At 71.0% G+C, this 15,328-nt stretch carries 11 protein-coding genes and 2 pseudogenes; 11 read left to right on the top strand and 2 right to left on the bottom strand.

Annotation, left to right across the window (positions count from 1 at the left end; translation table 11 throughout):
- Positions 1 to 58: 58 nt before the first annotated feature.
- From EDD90_RS00785 to EDD90_RS55025, 10 genes and pseudogenes are all read left to right on the top strand, one after another.
- Positions 59 to 1,042 carry a fumarylacetoacetate hydrolase family protein gene (locus EDD90_RS00785; protein WP_185148830.1) on the top strand — a complete coding sequence of 328 codons (984 nt, stop codon included), beginning with the start codon at positions 59 to 61 and terminating at the stop codon, positions 1,040 to 1,042.
- Positions 1,039 to 2,001 (top strand): cyclase family protein, encoded by a 963-nt coding sequence (locus EDD90_RS00790; protein WP_123971237.1) that lies wholly within the window; start codon positions 1,039 to 1,041, stop codon positions 1,999 to 2,001. The genes EDD90_RS00785 and EDD90_RS00790 overlap by 4 nt, the downstream gene beginning before the upstream one ends.
- A 181-nt stretch (positions 2,002 to 2,182) precedes the next feature.
- Positions 2,183 to 3,331 (top strand): FAD-dependent oxidoreductase, encoded by a 1,149-nt coding sequence (locus tag EDD90_RS00795; protein ID WP_123971238.1) that lies wholly within the window; start codon positions 2,183 to 2,185, stop codon positions 3,329 to 3,331.
- Entirely contained in the window at positions 3,328 to 4,335 is a 1,008-nt protein-coding gene (locus tag EDD90_RS00800) for an amidohydrolase family protein (RefSeq protein WP_123971239.1), read from the top strand. The genes EDD90_RS00795 and EDD90_RS00800 overlap by 4 nt, the downstream gene beginning before the upstream one ends.
- Before the next feature lie 50 nt (positions 4,336 to 4,385).
- The gene (locus EDD90_RS00805; RefSeq protein ID WP_123971240.1) at positions 4,386 to 5,324 is read left to right on the top strand and encodes a VOC family protein; all 939 of its coding nucleotides are present in this window, start codon (positions 4,386 to 4,388) and stop codon (positions 5,322 to 5,324) included.
- 114 nt (positions 5,325 to 5,438) lie between these two features.
- Entirely contained in the window at positions 5,439 to 6,410 is a 972-nt protein-coding gene (locus tag EDD90_RS00810; protein ID WP_123971241.1) for a fumarylacetoacetate hydrolase family protein, read from the top strand.
- Complete coding sequence (locus EDD90_RS00815; protein WP_260327466.1) at positions 6,407 to 7,159, top strand: SDR family NAD(P)-dependent oxidoreductase; 753 nt, start codon at positions 6,407 to 6,409, stop codon at positions 7,157 to 7,159. Before EDD90_RS00810 ends, EDD90_RS00815 begins: the two co-directional genes overlap by 4 nt.
- Before the next feature lie 27 nt (positions 7,160 to 7,186).
- Positions 7,187 to 7,892, top strand: a pseudogene (locus EDD90_RS00820) (CoA transferase subunit A).
- A 17-nt stretch (positions 7,893 to 7,909) separates the two neighbouring features.
- Positions 7,910 to 8,216: pseudogene (locus tag EDD90_RS00825) on the top strand (CoA-transferase); the annotation flags it as partial.
- 466 nt (positions 8,217 to 8,682) lie between these two features.
- Positions 8,683 to 8,940, top strand: a complete 258-nt coding sequence (locus EDD90_RS55025) for a hypothetical protein (protein WP_185149693.1) — start codon at positions 8,683 to 8,685, stop codon at positions 8,938 to 8,940.
- Positions 8,941 to 9,004: 64 nt separating this feature from the next.
- Here EDD90_RS55025 and EDD90_RS00830 read toward each other — a convergent pair whose 3' ends face one another.
- Together EDD90_RS00830 and EDD90_RS00835 are read right to left on the bottom strand one after the other, a co-directional pair.
- Entirely contained in the window at positions 9,005 to 9,550 is a 546-nt protein-coding gene (locus tag EDD90_RS00830; RefSeq protein ID WP_123971242.1) for a hypothetical protein, read from the bottom strand.
- A 29-nt stretch (positions 9,551 to 9,579) separates the two neighbouring features.
- A complete protein-coding gene (locus tag EDD90_RS00835; RefSeq protein ID WP_185148832.1) occupies positions 9,580 to 11,412 on the bottom strand; it encodes an FG-GAP-like repeat-containing protein in 1,833 nt (610 codons plus the stop codon).
- A 365-nt stretch (positions 11,413 to 11,777) separates the two neighbouring features.
- On the opposite strand from EDD90_RS00835, the gene EDD90_RS00840 reads away from it, so the two are divergent.
- Positions 11,778 to 15,218 (top strand): BTAD domain-containing putative transcriptional regulator, encoded by a 3,441-nt coding sequence (locus EDD90_RS00840; protein WP_185148834.1) that lies wholly within the window; start codon positions 11,778 to 11,780, stop codon positions 15,216 to 15,218.
- Positions 15,219 to 15,328: the final 110 nt, after the last annotated feature.

Below are 15,328 nucleotides of genomic sequence, written 5' to 3' on the forward strand. Positions count from 1 at the left end.
TTTCCGTGATTCGCCGGTCAGGGCCAGAGTAGACCGCGACCCCGCAGGAGGAAATCTGATGGCAATGCTCGCGCAACCTGTCGGCCCGTTCGCGCTCGGCACGTTCTCCGCCCCGGCCCGGGAGCAGTTCCCCGGCCTGCTGGCCCGGGAACAGGTGCTCGACCTGAGCAGAGCGCTGGACTGGACGCCGACCGGCCTGCGCGCCGTGGTCGAACGCTGGGAGGAGACCCTCCCCGTACTGCACTCCCTGGCGGACGACGTGACGCTGGACTGGCAGCCGCTGGAGGGGCTGCGGGTGCACGCGCCCATCGAGCCGCGGCAGATATTCCAGTCCGGTGCCAACTACCGGCAGCACGTGATCGACCTGGAGGTCGCCCACCGCTCCCCCGACGACCCGCGCACGGTCGAGGAGGCGCGGGCGGAGATCGCCGCCGTGATGGACCGGCGGGCCGCCGAGGACCTGCCGTACGTGTTCATCGGTCTGCCGACCACGATCGCCGGGCCGTACGACGACGTGGTGCTCCCGGAGTGGGCCCAGCAGCCGGACTGGGAGCTGGAGTTGGCGGCCGTCATCGCCAAACCGGCGTACCGGGTGTCGGTCGAGGAGGCCCTGGAGCACGTCGCCGGCTACACGATCGCCAACGACCTCACCGACCGGGCGACCGTCTTCCGCCGGGACATGAAGGCCATCGGCACCGACTGGCTGCGCTGCAAGAACGCGCCCGGTTTCACGCCGCTCGGGCCGTGGCTGGTGCCGGCCGGGTCGATCGCCGACCCGGGTGATCTGCGGGTGACGCTGAAGCTGAACGGCGACACCATGCAGGACGAGTCGACGAAGGACATGCTCTTCGGGATCGCCCGACTGGTGTCGTACATTTCGCAGACGGCCCAACTGCTGCCCGGGGACCTGGTGTTGACAGGTAGCCCGGCCGGGAACGGGATCCACTGGGGGCGGTTGCTGCGCGACGGCGACGTGATGGAGGGTTCCGTCACGGGGCTCGGCGTGCAGCGCACCCGCTGTGTCGCGGAGGGGACGGAATGAGCCTGGACCGGCACGACCCGGAGGGCGCGATCGCCGAGGCCGCCAAGGCGTACTCGAACTGGGGGCGTTGGGGCGAGGACGACGTGCTCGGCACCCTGAACTTCCTGGACGAGGCCAAGCGGCGCGAGGGTGCCGCGCTGGTGCGACGGGGTGTCAGCTTCTCCCTCTCGCAGGCCTTCGACATGGACGGTCCGCAGAAGGGCTGGCGCCGGCGCACCAACCCGGTGCACACGATGCTGGACACCGGCACCGACGCGGCCCTCGGCAACCAGGGCTTCCCGCACGGCATCGGCGGCGCCGACGACGTGATCGCGATGCCGTTGCAGTGCTCGACCCAGTGGGACGGGCTCGGACACATCTTCGACCACGGCAAGGCCTGGAACGGGCGGGACGCGGCCAAGGTCGTGACCTCGGACGGCGACCTCGTCACCGGCATCGAGCACATGGCGCCGTTCGTCGCGGGACGCGGAGTGCTGCTCGATGTGGGCCAAGTGGTTGGTACCGAGGGCGAGTTGCCCGACGGGTTCGCCATCACCGAGGAGCATCTGGCGGCGACCGCCGCGGCGCACGGGGTGGCCGTGGGCCGCGGGGACATCGTCCTCGTGCGGACCGGGCGGCTGGCCCGGGCCCGGCGGGAGGGCTGGGGCGAGTACGCGGGCGGGCCCGCGCCGGGGCTGTCGTTCACCACCGCCGGGTGGCTGCACGGCACCGAGATCGCCGCGATCGCGACCGACACCTGGGGGTTCGAGGTGCGGCCGAACGAGTTCGAGAACGCCTTCCAGCCGCTGCACCAGGTCGCCATCCCCAACATGGGTCTGCTCATCGGCGAGATGTGGGACCTCGACGCCCTCGCCGCAGACTGCGCGGCCGACGGTGTGTACGAGTTCTGGCTGACCGCCGCGCCGCTGCCCATCACGGGCGCCGTCGGTTCACCGGTCAACCCGGTCGCCGTCAAGTAGTCCCCCGGCTGCACCAGTTCCGCCAGTTCCGCACAGCCGCCGGATGTGCCGCCTCCTCGGACAGCAGCGGCGCATCCGGCCCGCACCTCCGTCTCCACCCTGGCCCGCCGCACCGGCGGGCAAGAGCCGCATCCACGCCGCCCGAAGTCGCGCGGCCCAAACCCGGGAGGTACCCCCCGACATGGCTGACAGCCTCACCCCTACCGTCCTCGTCGTCGGCGGGGGCACCTCCGGTAACGCCCTGACGGTGCTGCTGCGCCGAGCCGGCATCGCCGTCGATCTCGTCGAGGCGAGCCCCGACTGGAAGGCCTCGGCCGGTTCCGGCATCACCCTGCAGGGCAACGCGCTGCGGGTGCTGCGCGAGGTCGGCGTCTTCGAGGAGATCGAGAAGGACGGGTATGCCGCCAACGGCGTCGCGGTCCTCGCCCCCGACGGCACCGTGATCCACGCCCACGAGGAACTCCGTACCGGCGGCGACCAGTTGCCCGCGCACATCGGCATGCAGCGGCCCAAACTCCAGCAGCACCTGATCGACCGGGTGCGCTCCTGCGGCGCCGGCATCCGGCTCGGCACCACGGTCACCGCGTTCGAGCAGGACGACAAGGGCGTGGACGTCACCTTCTCCGACGGCACGAGCCGCCGTTACGACCTGGTGGTCGGCGCCGACGGACTGAACTCCGCCACCCGCCGGATGATCGGCATCACCGACGAGCCCAAGTCGGTCGGCATGGGCATCTGGCGTGCCCCGGCGCCCCGCCCGGCCGGTGTGGACCGCACCGAGATGATCTACGGCGGCCGTTGTTTCATAGCCGGCTACTGCCCGACCAGCGAGGACACGGTCTACACCTACCTCGTCGAGCCGGCCCGCGACCGCGCCACCATCGACCCGGCCTCGTACGCCGACGAGATGCGGTCGCTGTGCGAGGGCTACGGCGGCGCGTGGAAGGAGCTGCGCGAGGCGTTCACCGATCCCTCGGTCGTCAACTACACGTGGTTCGACCGGCACTTGGTGGAGGGGCCGTGGCACCGCGGCCGGGTGGTGCTCGTCGGCGACGCCGCCCACGCCTGCCCGCCCACCTTCGCCCAGGGCGCCGCGATGGCCCTGGAGGACGTCCTGGTCCTGGCCGAGCTGCTGACCGGCCTCGACGGCTGGGACGCCGAGTCCCTCGACCGGGTGCTCGCCGGCTACCACGCCCGGCGGCTGCCCCGGGTCACCATGGTGGTCGACGCCTCCTGCCAGCTCACCGACTGGATGCTGGAGGGCCGGCGGGACGCGGACGTGCCCGGGCTGATGTTCCGTACGCTCACCGCCCTCAAGGAACTGCCGTGACCGAGCCCGGGTCGACACCGACGATCGACGTCCACGCCCATCTCCTCCTCCCGCACGTGGAGGAGGCCGTCGCCGGGCAGCCGGGGCTCGCGGAGGCCCGCGCCCTGGACGCCCGGCGCAACGGGCCGGCGGCCCTGGCCGTGAACGGGCCGATGGTCGGGCAGCGGGTGCCCCGGCTGACGGACGTCGCCGTGCGCCTGGCCGCGATGGACGAGCAGGGCGTGGACGTGCAGCTGGTCAGCCCCTCCCCGTCGCACTACCACTACTGGGCCGACGCCCAACTGGCTGACCGGGTCTGCCGGTTGGCGAACGAGGGCACCGCGCAGCACTGCGCGAAGGCGCCGGACCGGCTGTACGGTCTCGGTCTTGTCCCGCTCCAGCACCCGGAGTTGGCGCCGACATTGCTCGACGACGCGCTGGAGCAGGGGCTGCGAGGGGTTGAGATCTCCTCGCACGCGCCCGGCCGTGAGCTGTCGGACCCGGCTTACGAGGCCTTCTGGGCGCGGGCGGAGGACACGGGGGCGCTGGTCTTCCTGCACCCGTTCGGCTGCACGCTCGACGAGCGCCTGGACCAGTGGTACCTGTCCAACACCGTGGGCCAGCCCACCGAGAACGCCATCGCACTCTCGCACCTGATCTTCTCCGGTGTCCTGGACCGCCACCCGGGCCTGAAGCTGATCGCGGCGCACGGCGGCGGCTATCTGCCCACCCACCTGGGCCGCTCCGACCACGCCTGGCGGGCCCGCCCCGACGCGCAGGACTGCGCACGCGAGCCGAGCAGCTACCTCAGGCAGCTCTACTTCGACTCCCTCGTCCACGACCCGCACGTACTGCGGGAGTTGATCCGGGTCTCCGGCGCCGACCGGGTGCTGCTCGGCTCCGACTTCCCCTTCGACATGGGCACGGAGGACCCGCTGGGCGCGCTGCGCGCGGCGGACCTGTCCGACCCCGACTTCCATGCCGTGCGCGGCGGCACCGCCGCCGCACTGCTGAATCTTTTCTGAACTGCTGGATCTGTTCCGAACTGCTGAATTGTTCTGAGGAGGAACCCCCCATGAGCAACCGTCTGCTCACCCACCTCCGGCACGTCGACCTCGCCGTGCCCGACTACGACAAGCAGCTGGACTTCTACGCCGGTGTCTGGGGTCTGACCAAGGTCGCCGAGGACTCGGGCATCTCCTTCCTGGGCGCCGAGGGTTCGCCCGAGCAGTACGTGATCCGGCTGCGCAAGGCCGACGAGAAGCGCCTCGACCTGGTGTCGTACGGTGCCGCCTCCGCCGCGGACGTCGACACCCTGGCCGAGCAACTCCTCGCCGGTGGCGTTCAGTTGATCTCACAGCCGGGCAAGGTCGACACTCCCGGAGGCGGTTACGGCTTCCGGTTCTTCGACGTGGACGGCCGGACCATCGAGGTCTCCGCGGATGTCGAGGTACGCCGGCACCGGAAGATCGAGGAGAAGGAGTCGATCCCGGTCAAGCTCTCGCACGTCGTACTCAACTCCCCCGACCTGGACAAGACGCGCGCCTGGTACGAAGAGCACCTCGGTTTCCGGCTCTCCGACACGCTGAGCTCGCCGCACATGGGCGAGGTCATGCACTTCATGCGGATCTCCAACCAGCACCACTCGATGGCACTGGCGAAGGGCCCGCACACCTCGCTGCACCACGTCTCCTTCGAGATGCGCGGCATCGACGAGTACATGCGCGGCTCCGGCCGGGTCATCCGGGCCGGTTTCAAGAAGGTCTGGGGTCCGGGCCGGCACATGGCGGGGGACAACACCTTCACGTACTTCCTCGACCCGCACGGCAACACGGTCGAGTACACGACCGAGTTGGAGCTCCTCGACGAAGACACCTGGCACCCGAGCGTCTACGACTTCTCCAAGCCCGAGGTCACCGACCAGTGGGGCACGGCCAACCCGATGAACGAACTGGTCGCCAAGGAGTCGTTCAACGACGTCGACCGCGGTGTCTTCGTGGCCCCGCCGGTCTGACCGTCCCGCTCCTCCCCTCTGCTCCGGGGGCGCGGCGACTCCCTGTCACTGCCCTGACTGCCCGCCGCGTCCCCGGGCTCGTTCCACCCGTTCTCCTCACGAACTGGACCTCCCATGCGTTTCGCCACGTACGAGTACCGCTCCCGACGCCAGGTGGCCGTCGTCGAAGAGGACGGCACGCTGTATCCGCTGCCCGGGGTCACCTCGCTGGCCGGGCTGCTCGCGGCGGGCGGGGGGCTGCCCGAACTCCTGGAGGCGGGCGCGGCGATGCTCGACGTGCCGACCGGTCCGCATGTCTCGGAGGTGCGGCTGCTGCCGCCGCTCCAGCCGCCCACCGTGCGGGACTTCGTCACCTTCGAGGAGCATGTCGAGGGCGTACGGCGGTCCATCGACGGCAACGCGGGCGTGCCGGAGCAGTGGTACGCGGCTCCGACCTTCTACTTCACCAACCCCTACGCGGTGTACGGCGCCCACGACGACATCCCCGTACCGCCCGGCTCCCACGTGCTGGACTTCGAGCTCGAAGTCGCCGCCGTGATCGGCAAGGAGGGCCGCGACCTCACCCCCGAGCAGGCCCGTGAGCACATCGTCGGCTACACCGTCTTCAACGACTGGTCCGCGCGCGACCTGCAGTCCGCCGAGATGAAGGTGAACCTCGGCCCCTGCAAGGGCAAGGACACCGCCACCACGCTGGGCCCGTACCTGGTCACCGCCGACGAGTTCGAGAAATACCGGGACGAGGACGGCTTCCTGCGGCTCGCGCTCACCGCCGAGATCAACGGCGAGGTGGTCGGCGAGGACCTGCTGTCCAACATGAGCTGGACCTTCGAGGAGATGGTCGCCTACGCCTCCCGGGGCACCTGGGTGCGCCCCGGTGACGTCCTCGGCTCGGGAACCTGCGGCAACGGCGGCTGCCTGGCCGAGCTGTGGGGTGTACGGGGCCGGCAGGACCCGCCGCCGCTCAAGCCGGGCGACACCGTCACGCTCACTGTGGAGGGCATCGGCAGCGTCTCCAACACGGTGGTGACCGGATCCGAGCCGCTGCCGCTGCCGGTCGCCCGGCGCCGGGACCGGGCGCGGCCGTGACCGACGACCTGCACCCCAAGAGGCTCTTCGGCAAGGTCGTCGTGGTCACCGGCGCGGCCGGCGGGCAGGGCGCGGCGGAGGCCGAGGCGCTGACCCGGGAGGGCGCGCGGGTGATTGCCACCGATGTCGTCGAGGCGCCGGGCTGCCGCCGCCTCGACGTGACCCGCGAGAACGACTGGGCGAAGCTGGCCGCCGACCTGAACGAGGCATACGGACAGGTGCACGGCCTGGTCAACAACGCGGGCATCACCTGGCGGGCCCGCCTCGACGACGTACGCCCCGCGGACATGGCCCGCGTCCACGCGGTCAACGTGACCGGGCCGCTGCTCGGCATCCAGTACCTGGCACCGCTGATGCGGCCCGGCGCGTCGATCGTGAACGTCGGTTCGGCGGCAGCGCTCACCGCCCACTACCCGGTGGCGTACACGGCCAGCAAGTGGGCGCTGCGCGGCCTGTCGAAGACGGCCGCGATGGAACTCGGCCCGCGCGGTATCCGCGTCAACACCGTCCTGCCGGGCTTCATCGAGACGGAGATGACCGCCTCGGCCGCGCCCGCGTTCCGCGAGGCGAACCTCCGGGAGACCCCGCTCGGCCGCACCGGAACCGTCGACGAGGTCGCCCCGCTCGTGGTGTTCCTCCTCTCCGACGAGGCGTCCTTCGTCACCGGCGCCGAGATCCCGGTCGACGGCGGGCTCACGGTGCACGGCGGCATGAAGTCCCTCTCGGACGCCGTACGCGCCGGCTCCTGAACGAACAGCAATAACAGAAAAGCCCTCATGGACAAGGTCTGTCCGGGCGCCGCGGAGGCGGTCGCCGACCTTCCCGACGGCGTGTCGCCGGCCGTCGGCGGCTTCGGTCTCAGCGGCATCCCGGCGGTCCTGATCCGGGCTCTGTACGACCAGGGCGCCACCGGTCTCCGGGTCGTCTCGAACGACTGCGGTGTGGACGGGCAGGGGCTCGGTGTCCTGCTGGGCGCGGGCCGCATCGCCCGGGTCACCGGCTCGTACGTCGGGGAGAACAAGGAGTTCGCCCGCCAGTACCTGTCCGGTGAGCTGGAGGTGGAACTGGTGCCGCAGGGCACCTCGCCGAGCGGCTGCGCGCCGGGGGCGCGGGCATCACCTCCCAGACGGAGTCTGGGGGAGGATCGTGGGCCCTCGCCTTCCCGGCGAAGGAGATCCGCCCCTTCCAGAACCGCCGCTACGTCCTGGAGCACGGCATCACCACCGACTTCGCCCTCGTCCGCGCCTGGCGCGGCGACCGGCACGGCAACCTCGTCTTCCGCAAGACGCGGCCGCCAACTTCAACCCGCTGGCCGCCATGGCCGGACGGATCACCGTGGCCGAGGTCGAGGAACTGGTGGAGGCGGGCGAGCTGGACCCGGACGAGGTGCAGCTGCCGGGCATGTACGTCCAGCGGGTGGCGGAGCTGTCCGCGGACCAGGCGGACGCCAGGCAGATGGAGAAGAGGACGGTACGCGCATGAGCTGGACCCGCGACCAGATGGCCGCCCGCGCCGCCGCCGAACTCACCGACGGCTCCTACGTCGGCCTCGGCATCGGCCTGCTCACGCTCATCCCCGGCCACCTACCGCCCGGCGTCCATGTCGTCCTGCACTCCGAGAACAGCATCCTCGGCACCGGCCCCTACGCGCGCGAGCACGAGGTCGACCCCGATCTCATCAACGCGGGCAAGGACCGTGACCGTACTGCCGGGCGCGTCCTTCTTCGACTCTGCGCTGTCCTTCGGGATGATCCGCGGCGGCCACATAGACACCGCGGTGCTGGGTGCCATGCAGGTGTCGGAGCAGGGCGACCTGGCCAACTGGATGACCCCCGGCAAGGTGGTCAAGGGCATGGGCGGAGCGAACGGCTACTGGCCGGGCGACCGGGGACGGGAGGCCCCGCTCGCGCACGGCCTCGGACTCTCCCGCCGGGTCATCCGCGCGGGGCTGCGGGGGCTGGCCGAGGAAGGCATACTCGATCTGACGCCCGGCGGTGCGACCGCGATCCCGGACGTCACCGCGAAGGACGTCCTCGGCCTCTACGCCCTGCGCGCCAGCCTCGGTGCGCTCCTGATGCGCCGCATCGCCATGCTGGGCCCCGAGAACCTCGCGCCGGCCTCGGCCGCACTGGCGGAGGTCCACGCCGCCGCCCGCGACAACGACCACCTCCGCATCCGGGAGGTCGACCTCCGCTACCAGGACGCCCTCGCCCCTATCGCGGACCTCCCCCCGGGCAGCCCATATTTTCGAGCGCCTCACGGCCCGGTTGCGGATGTTCGTCACGGTCCTGGACAAGGACTACAGCCAGGCCTGCGACACGATCGCCGACGAGGACACCGCCGTGCACGACGCGTTGCGCGACGCGGACGAAAACGAGGCGGCGCGGCTGTGGCGGGTGAAGATCGAACGCTGCGTCCGCTACATGATCGCCCAGCTCTCCGAGGACGACGTGGCCCCCTACCTGTGGACCACGCTGGCGGGCAGGCCGCGCCTGCGACCGGGCGAGCCACGACGCGCGGCGGCGCACTGAGGCGAGTTCAGGCGCGCGGGTCGGTGGGCCGTGAGGTGAAGGCGGCCCCCGGTCATTGCCGCGGTCAGATGTTTCTGGTCCGCCGGCGGCGTACGGCCTTGTAGCCGGCGGCGGTGACCGTCGCGCCGGCCACGACCGCGGCTGCGACAACAGTGCCGGTGCGGCCGGAGGAACCGCCGCCCTGCTCGCAGTACCGGCCGTTGTCGTCCTTGACCGTGATGGTCAGGTGTCCCCGGTTGCCGATCGCTGCGGATTTCCCGTGCTGTCCGGCGATGTCGACCGGGTAGCTGCCCGGCCGGATGCCGCAGCTGATGGTTCCATAGCCCTCCCCAAGGCTGTTCTTCCCCATCTCCATCGTGACGTCCTTGGTGAACGCCGGGGACTCCACGGCGAAGCTGCCGTTGCCGTCCGCCGCCAGGGAGGTCAGGTCGACGTCCGACGTGACCACGACGGGCGCCCCCCGCTGCAGGGGGCCGCCTGCCGTGCTGCCGCTGTCGTTTTCGCGGATGCTGACGCTCAGGCCCGAACCGTCCGCCGCCGAGGCTGTGGGAGAGCTCGTCAGGCCGATGACGGTCACGGTGAGGACGGTCGCCGCAGTACGCAGGTACATCGCGCGTAGCTCGCCTTCCTGAGAGGGGGTCAGCCGGCCTTGGGCGGTACGAGCATGTGTTCATGACCGAGGGTGGTGGAGGTGTCGGTGTAGAGGACGGTCTCACCGTCCGACCAGCGCACCAGGAGGTCGTCGGGATCGCCCGGTGTGTAGGCGCCCGCGGTCATGACCGAGGCATGGGTCCACAGTCGGTCGGAGGGCGGCATCCGGACTTCCGTTCCCACACTGGAGGGGCCCGCGTCGCGGTAGAGCGAGACTCCGCCGTCCGACCAGCGCACCATCACGTCCCAGTTGGAGCCGCCCGTGAAGTTGCCGGCGGTGAGCAGCGTCGCCTTCTTCCAGGTGTCATTGGGGTCCCTGAGCCTGTGTTCGTGGAGGACGTCCTGGCCGTCGACGTCGGTGTAGAGGGAGAGTTTCCCATCGCCCCAGCGGACCATGAGGTCGTCGGTCCGCTGGTTGTCGCTGAAACGTCCGGCCGTGATCTGGTTGGCGTTCCGCCAGGTGGCGTTGGGTTTCTGGAGCTGCGTCTCCTCGGCGAACCCGCCCCTGCCGTCGCCGGTGTAGAGGGTGACCTCACCGTCCGTCCAGACCACGACGAGGTCGGCGGAGTCGCTGCCGGTGAAGTCACCGCCGGCGATGACCTTGGCGTCCTTCCAGGTGTCGGACTTCGTGATCCTGCTCTCGCCGGAGAAGCCGCCGTTGCCGTCACCGGCGTAGAGGGTGACCTCGCCGTTCCCCCAGACCACGACCATGTCGGTCCTGCCGTCGCCGTTGTAGTCACCGGAGGCCATCTTCCTGGCGTCGGTCCACCGGCCGCCGCCGGTGGGATACATGCTGTAGCCGCGCGGATATGTCTGCGGTGGGGTGTTGTTCTTCGCGGCGGCGTAGATCTCCAGGGCACGCTTGTCGTAGGTGACGGCGAAGGAGATCCGGTCGCTGTTGTTCTCCAGGCCGCCGCCGTAGTAGCCGCCGAGGTCGCCGATCACGGTTCCGCTGCCGGTCCTGGTGTTCAGGCCGGTGATCCAGGGGCTTCCGGAGGTGCCTCCGTAGAAGCCGCCGCAGTCCATGCGCAGTTGCCGGTAGCCGGGCAGCCGCCGGGTCGTGACGCCGGGGCAGATGATCGGCCGGTTGCGGGGGTTGTGGCTTCCCGGGTAGCCGATCACGGTCACGGTCTGGGTGTAGTCGCCGTTGACCTGGCCGAGCTTGAGGGCGGCGCCGACGGCCTTCTGCAGGCTTTGGTTCCTGCTGTTCGTGCCCACCCTGGCGAAGGCGTAGTCCAGGTCGGAGTAGGCGTCGCGGGTGGGCTCGCCGCCCACCTTGTACCAGCGGGAATCGCGGATCCACTGCTGCACCGGGAACCGGCCGTAGGGAGCGGGGTTCGTCGCCAGGCCGTCATAGCGGGGCACGAACATGCCCTTGCTGCCGCCTGAGCAGTGCGCGGCGGTCAGGATGACGTTACCCTGCGGGCTGTCGACGACACTCGCCGAGCAGAAGCGCCCCTCCAGTTGGTCGGTGGCGGGATTCCTCGTGTAGTGGAAGAAGGTTCCGACGGTGGGAACGCCTCCGAAGTAGTAGCCGTTCTTGGCGGCTGCCGCGGCCGGCAGGCGGGCTGCGGGCTTCCAGCCTGCGGGCGCCTCCGAGCGAGGCGAGTCCGGTGTGGCCGCGGCCATCCGCTTGGGTGTCCAGAACTTCTCGGCGGCTTCGCTCGTCCACTGGTCGTCTTGGACCGCTTGGACATTGGCGGCTGCGGGTGCGGGTGTCGCCGACGTGGAGGGTGCGGTCGAGAGAAGGGGGTCGGCGACGGCAGGCGTGGCAGTTGCCAGCAGGACCAGCGCACAGGCTGACATCAGCAGCTTACGCATTCGAGTTATGTGCATGTTTCCTCAACATGGCGGCATCCGGGTCCGAGACAGCGGACTTCATGCGGTCGCTGCCGGGACAACGGCGCCGTTCCGGCCGTTACTTCAGGGAGAGCCCGACTCCCCGTTCATCCGATCTGCTGGTACCACGTCATGGGTCCCCCGTTCCCTGAGCCGCGGCCGGACGGACGAGTTGGTCGGACTCCCCGTGATCCAGCCCGGCATGCATGTCTTCGGCAGATCACTGCCAGCCTTGATCCAAACCTACCTCTCCTGTGCGCGTCTCCCATGGCCGACGTACCGCGGCGGACACAGATGAACGCCAGATGCCATCACCCAGGTGGTACATCCCGGGCATTATTGGCCCCATGAAGCACGCTGGCGGAAAGGAGCCGAAACCCAGCGCCCCAAAACCGGTCCGCCGTGAGGTCGCCGGGCTGCGGGTCGGCGTTCTCGGTGAGTTGACCGTGACGCGCGACGGACGGCCCCTGAACCTCGGCGGACCCCGGCCACGTACGCTGTTCGCGCTGTTGGTGCTGGCACGGGGCGCTGTCGTCACCTGCGACCGGCTGATCGACGCCATGTGGGACGAGGAGCCGCCGCCGAGCGCGGTCGGTGCTCTGCAGGCGTACGTCTCCCGGCTGCGGCGGGAACTGGAACCGGCCCGGACGGCAGGCACCCGCAGCAGTGTGATCGTGCGGGAAGGTGCCGGTTACGCGATCCGCCTCGCCCCGGAAGAGGTCGACGCCTGGCGGTTCGAAGCGCTGCTGGAGCGGACCGGCCGGTCCATGCCGTCGGCCGCGGAGAGGATCGCTCTGCTCACCGAGGCTCTCGGCCTCTGGCGGGGGCAGGCCTTCACCGGGTTCGAGGACGGGCCCTGGGCACGGACGGAGGCGGCGCGCCTCGCGGAACTGCGTGAGGTGGTACGGGAACGGTGCCTGGCGGCCCACCTGGAACACGGGAAGCACGACGAGACACTGCTACTGCTCGACGAGGCGGAGGAACTCGTCGATGCACGACCCCTGCGCGAGGAGCGCTGGTCCTTGCTGGCCCTCGCTCACTACCGAGCGCACGGCCAGGCCGAAGCCCTCTCGGTCCTCCGTCGCGCCCGCCAAACTCTCGCCGACCGGTTGGGCATAGATCCGGGTCCCGCGCTGCGTGGCGTCGAGGCCGAGGTCCTCTCCCATGCACCGCGCCTCGCCGCGCCCGCACCGCCGCCTGACTCCGCGCCTGCTTCGGTCTCCTCCCCCGCGCTCGGCCGACTCGTCGAGCGAGAACACGAGTTGGAGGAGCTACGGCACTGTCTGTCGGAGGCGGTCGCGGGCCGTGGCGGACTGGTGTGTGTTCAGGGCCCTGCCGGGATCGGACGGAGCGCGCTGCTGGCGGAGGTGGGGCGGCTGGGCGCGGAGTGGGGCGTACGGGTCCGTGGCGTCGGTGCCGGTCCCGAAGGCATGGCAAGGGCGGCGCTTCTCCCGCGTGCTCCCTACGACGTCGTACGACAGTTGCTCGGCCCGGAGGTCGCCGAGCAGGGCGGCCTGCCGGCGGCCGGGGCAACGCCGGTTTCCGAGGGGCAAGTCTCCGATGGGCCGGACGGGTTCGACGTCCTGCACGGGCTCTACCGCCTCACCGAGCGCCTGGTCACCGGCGACGAACCATCGCAACGGCCCCTGCTCCTCCTCGTGGACGACCTGGAGGCGTGCGATACGGCGTCCCTGCGCTTCCTGGCCCATCTGCTGCCGCGCATCCAGGCTCTGCCCATCCTGGTCGTCACCGCGCTGCGCACCGGGGAACCCCCCGCCCCGCCCGGGCACGAGCAGGTCCTCGCCGACATCGCGCAGGATCCGACGGTGGTGCACATCCGGCCGGAGGCGCTCAGCGCGGCCGGCGTCGCTCATCTCGTACGCCGGCAGTTCGGCAACCTTGTGCACAAGGAGGTCGTCCATGCCTGTCACCGGGTGTCGGTGGGGCTGCCGTTGCTGCTGGCACACATGCTCGGGGCGCTGGAGACGGTGGAGCAGGTGACAGAGCCGCGCGTCGTGGAGGAGGCCGGTATCAGTGCCGTCTCCGACCTCGTGCTCGCCCGGCTGGACCGGCTGCCGCCCGCCGCCGGGGACGTCGTACGGGCGATCGCGGTCCTCGACGGCGGAGCCTCGCTGCCGGCGGTCGCCGCCTTCGCGGAGCTGTCCGAGCGGGACGTGGCCTCGGCGACGGCGGTCCTGGTGCGGGCGGAAGTGGTCCGTGACCAGTACCCGTTGGCCTTCGTCCATCCCCTGGCCGCGGAAGCCGTGCTGCGGACGGTGCCGCAGCCGGAGCTTCCGGCCCTGCGTGAAAGGGCGGCCAAGATCCTCGACGGTGCCGGTGCGGCTCCCGAGCAGATCGCCGCGCACCTGCTCCTGGTGCCCTACCGGGGCGACCCGTGGGTGGTGGACGTCCTGCGCACGGCCGCGGCCCGCGCGAGCGCCCGCGGAGCCAACGACGCGGCCGCCACCCTGCTCACCCGAGCGTTGCTCGAACCACCGACGCGGGACGTCCGGCCCGCGGTGCTGCTGGAACTGGGCCGGGCCGAAGCGCTCGTCGACGGGCCGGCGGCGGCCCGGCATCTGCGGGAGGCGTACGAGTCGTCACCGCCGGCCCTCGGCGCCGCGCGGCTGCTCGCCCAGACGCTGATCTACACCGGCAGGCCCGGGGAGGCGGCCGAGTTCGCGGCACGGGCGGCGGCGGAGTACCCGCCCGCCACGCAGGCCACCGCGGAGGTCACCGCGGAGGTCACCTCGGAGGTCACCTCGGACGGTACGGCCGACGAGCGGCAGGGGTTGCTGGCCCTGGCACGGCTCGGCGCCTTCGCGCACGGGCTCTACACCGTGGGCACCGACGGCCCGGATGTCCCGGCGCCGTCTCCCCTCGGGGACGGGCCGGGCGCCCGCATGCTCGCGGCCGAGGCCGCGAGGGAGGCCACCGTCCAGGGGCTCGACCGCGCCGCGGCCATCGCCTCCGCCCGCTTCGCGCTGACGGAACGGGTACTGCTGCACCGCGGGGAGATCCTTTCCTGGTGCACGGCCGGCCTTGTGCTGCACCTGGCCGGCGAGGACGTGAGGCTGCTGTGGGACGAGACGCTGACGTACGCCGAGCAGCGGGGGTCGCTGATCGGGACGCTCTCGGCGCATCTGTGGAAAGGGTTCACGCAGTGGCGGCACGGCGAGTTGGTCCAGGCGCGCCGGTCGCTCGGAACCGCGCTCGAACAGTTCGGCGCGTGGGGGGTCACGCCCGGCGCCCCGCAGTGCCGGGCCTTCCTGACAGGCGTGCTGCTGGACCTCGGGGACACCGCAGGGGCACGCGCCTGTCTGGAGCGCATGCGGCAACGGAGCGCGGGGGCCGAAGGGGCCCGGTTGCGCGCGGAGAGCGAGGCTCGCGTGCTGATCGCCGAAGGCCGGTACGGGCAGGCGCTGGCCGCCCTGGACGGCGTACGGCAGCTCCAGCCCGAGGTGGTGAACCCGGTGTGGTGGGACGGGGAACTGCTGCGGATACGGGCGCTGACCGGGCTGGGTGAGCGGGGCCGGGCCGAACGGCTCGCCCGGGAGCAACTGGTGATGGCCCGTCGGTGGGGTGCGCCCGGCACCGTCGGCCGGGTGCTGCGGCTGCTCGGTGAGACACGCGGGTTCGACGGCGCGGCCGAACTCCAGGAGGCGCTCGCTCTTGCGGCCGACAGCCCGAGCCGCCTGGAGCACACCCGTGCCCTGCGGTCCCTGCATGCCGTGACCTGCGGTGACAACTCCGGGGACGGCGTCGTACGCCGATTCCCCCCTGTGTGACCGGCGTACGACAGGCCGTCGGGAGGAGAATCCGACGCCCGACTTGCGATCGGCTTGCAAGCGGTTCGCAAGACCCGTGGTGCATCGTCCATGCCGCAGGCGAAGCAGCC

Origin of the sequence: Streptomyces sp. Ag109_O5-1 (assembly GCF_003814875.1) — a bacterium.
GTDB classification, from domain to species: domain Bacteria; phylum Actinomycetota; class Actinomycetes; order Streptomycetales; family Streptomycetaceae; genus Streptomyces; species Streptomyces sasae.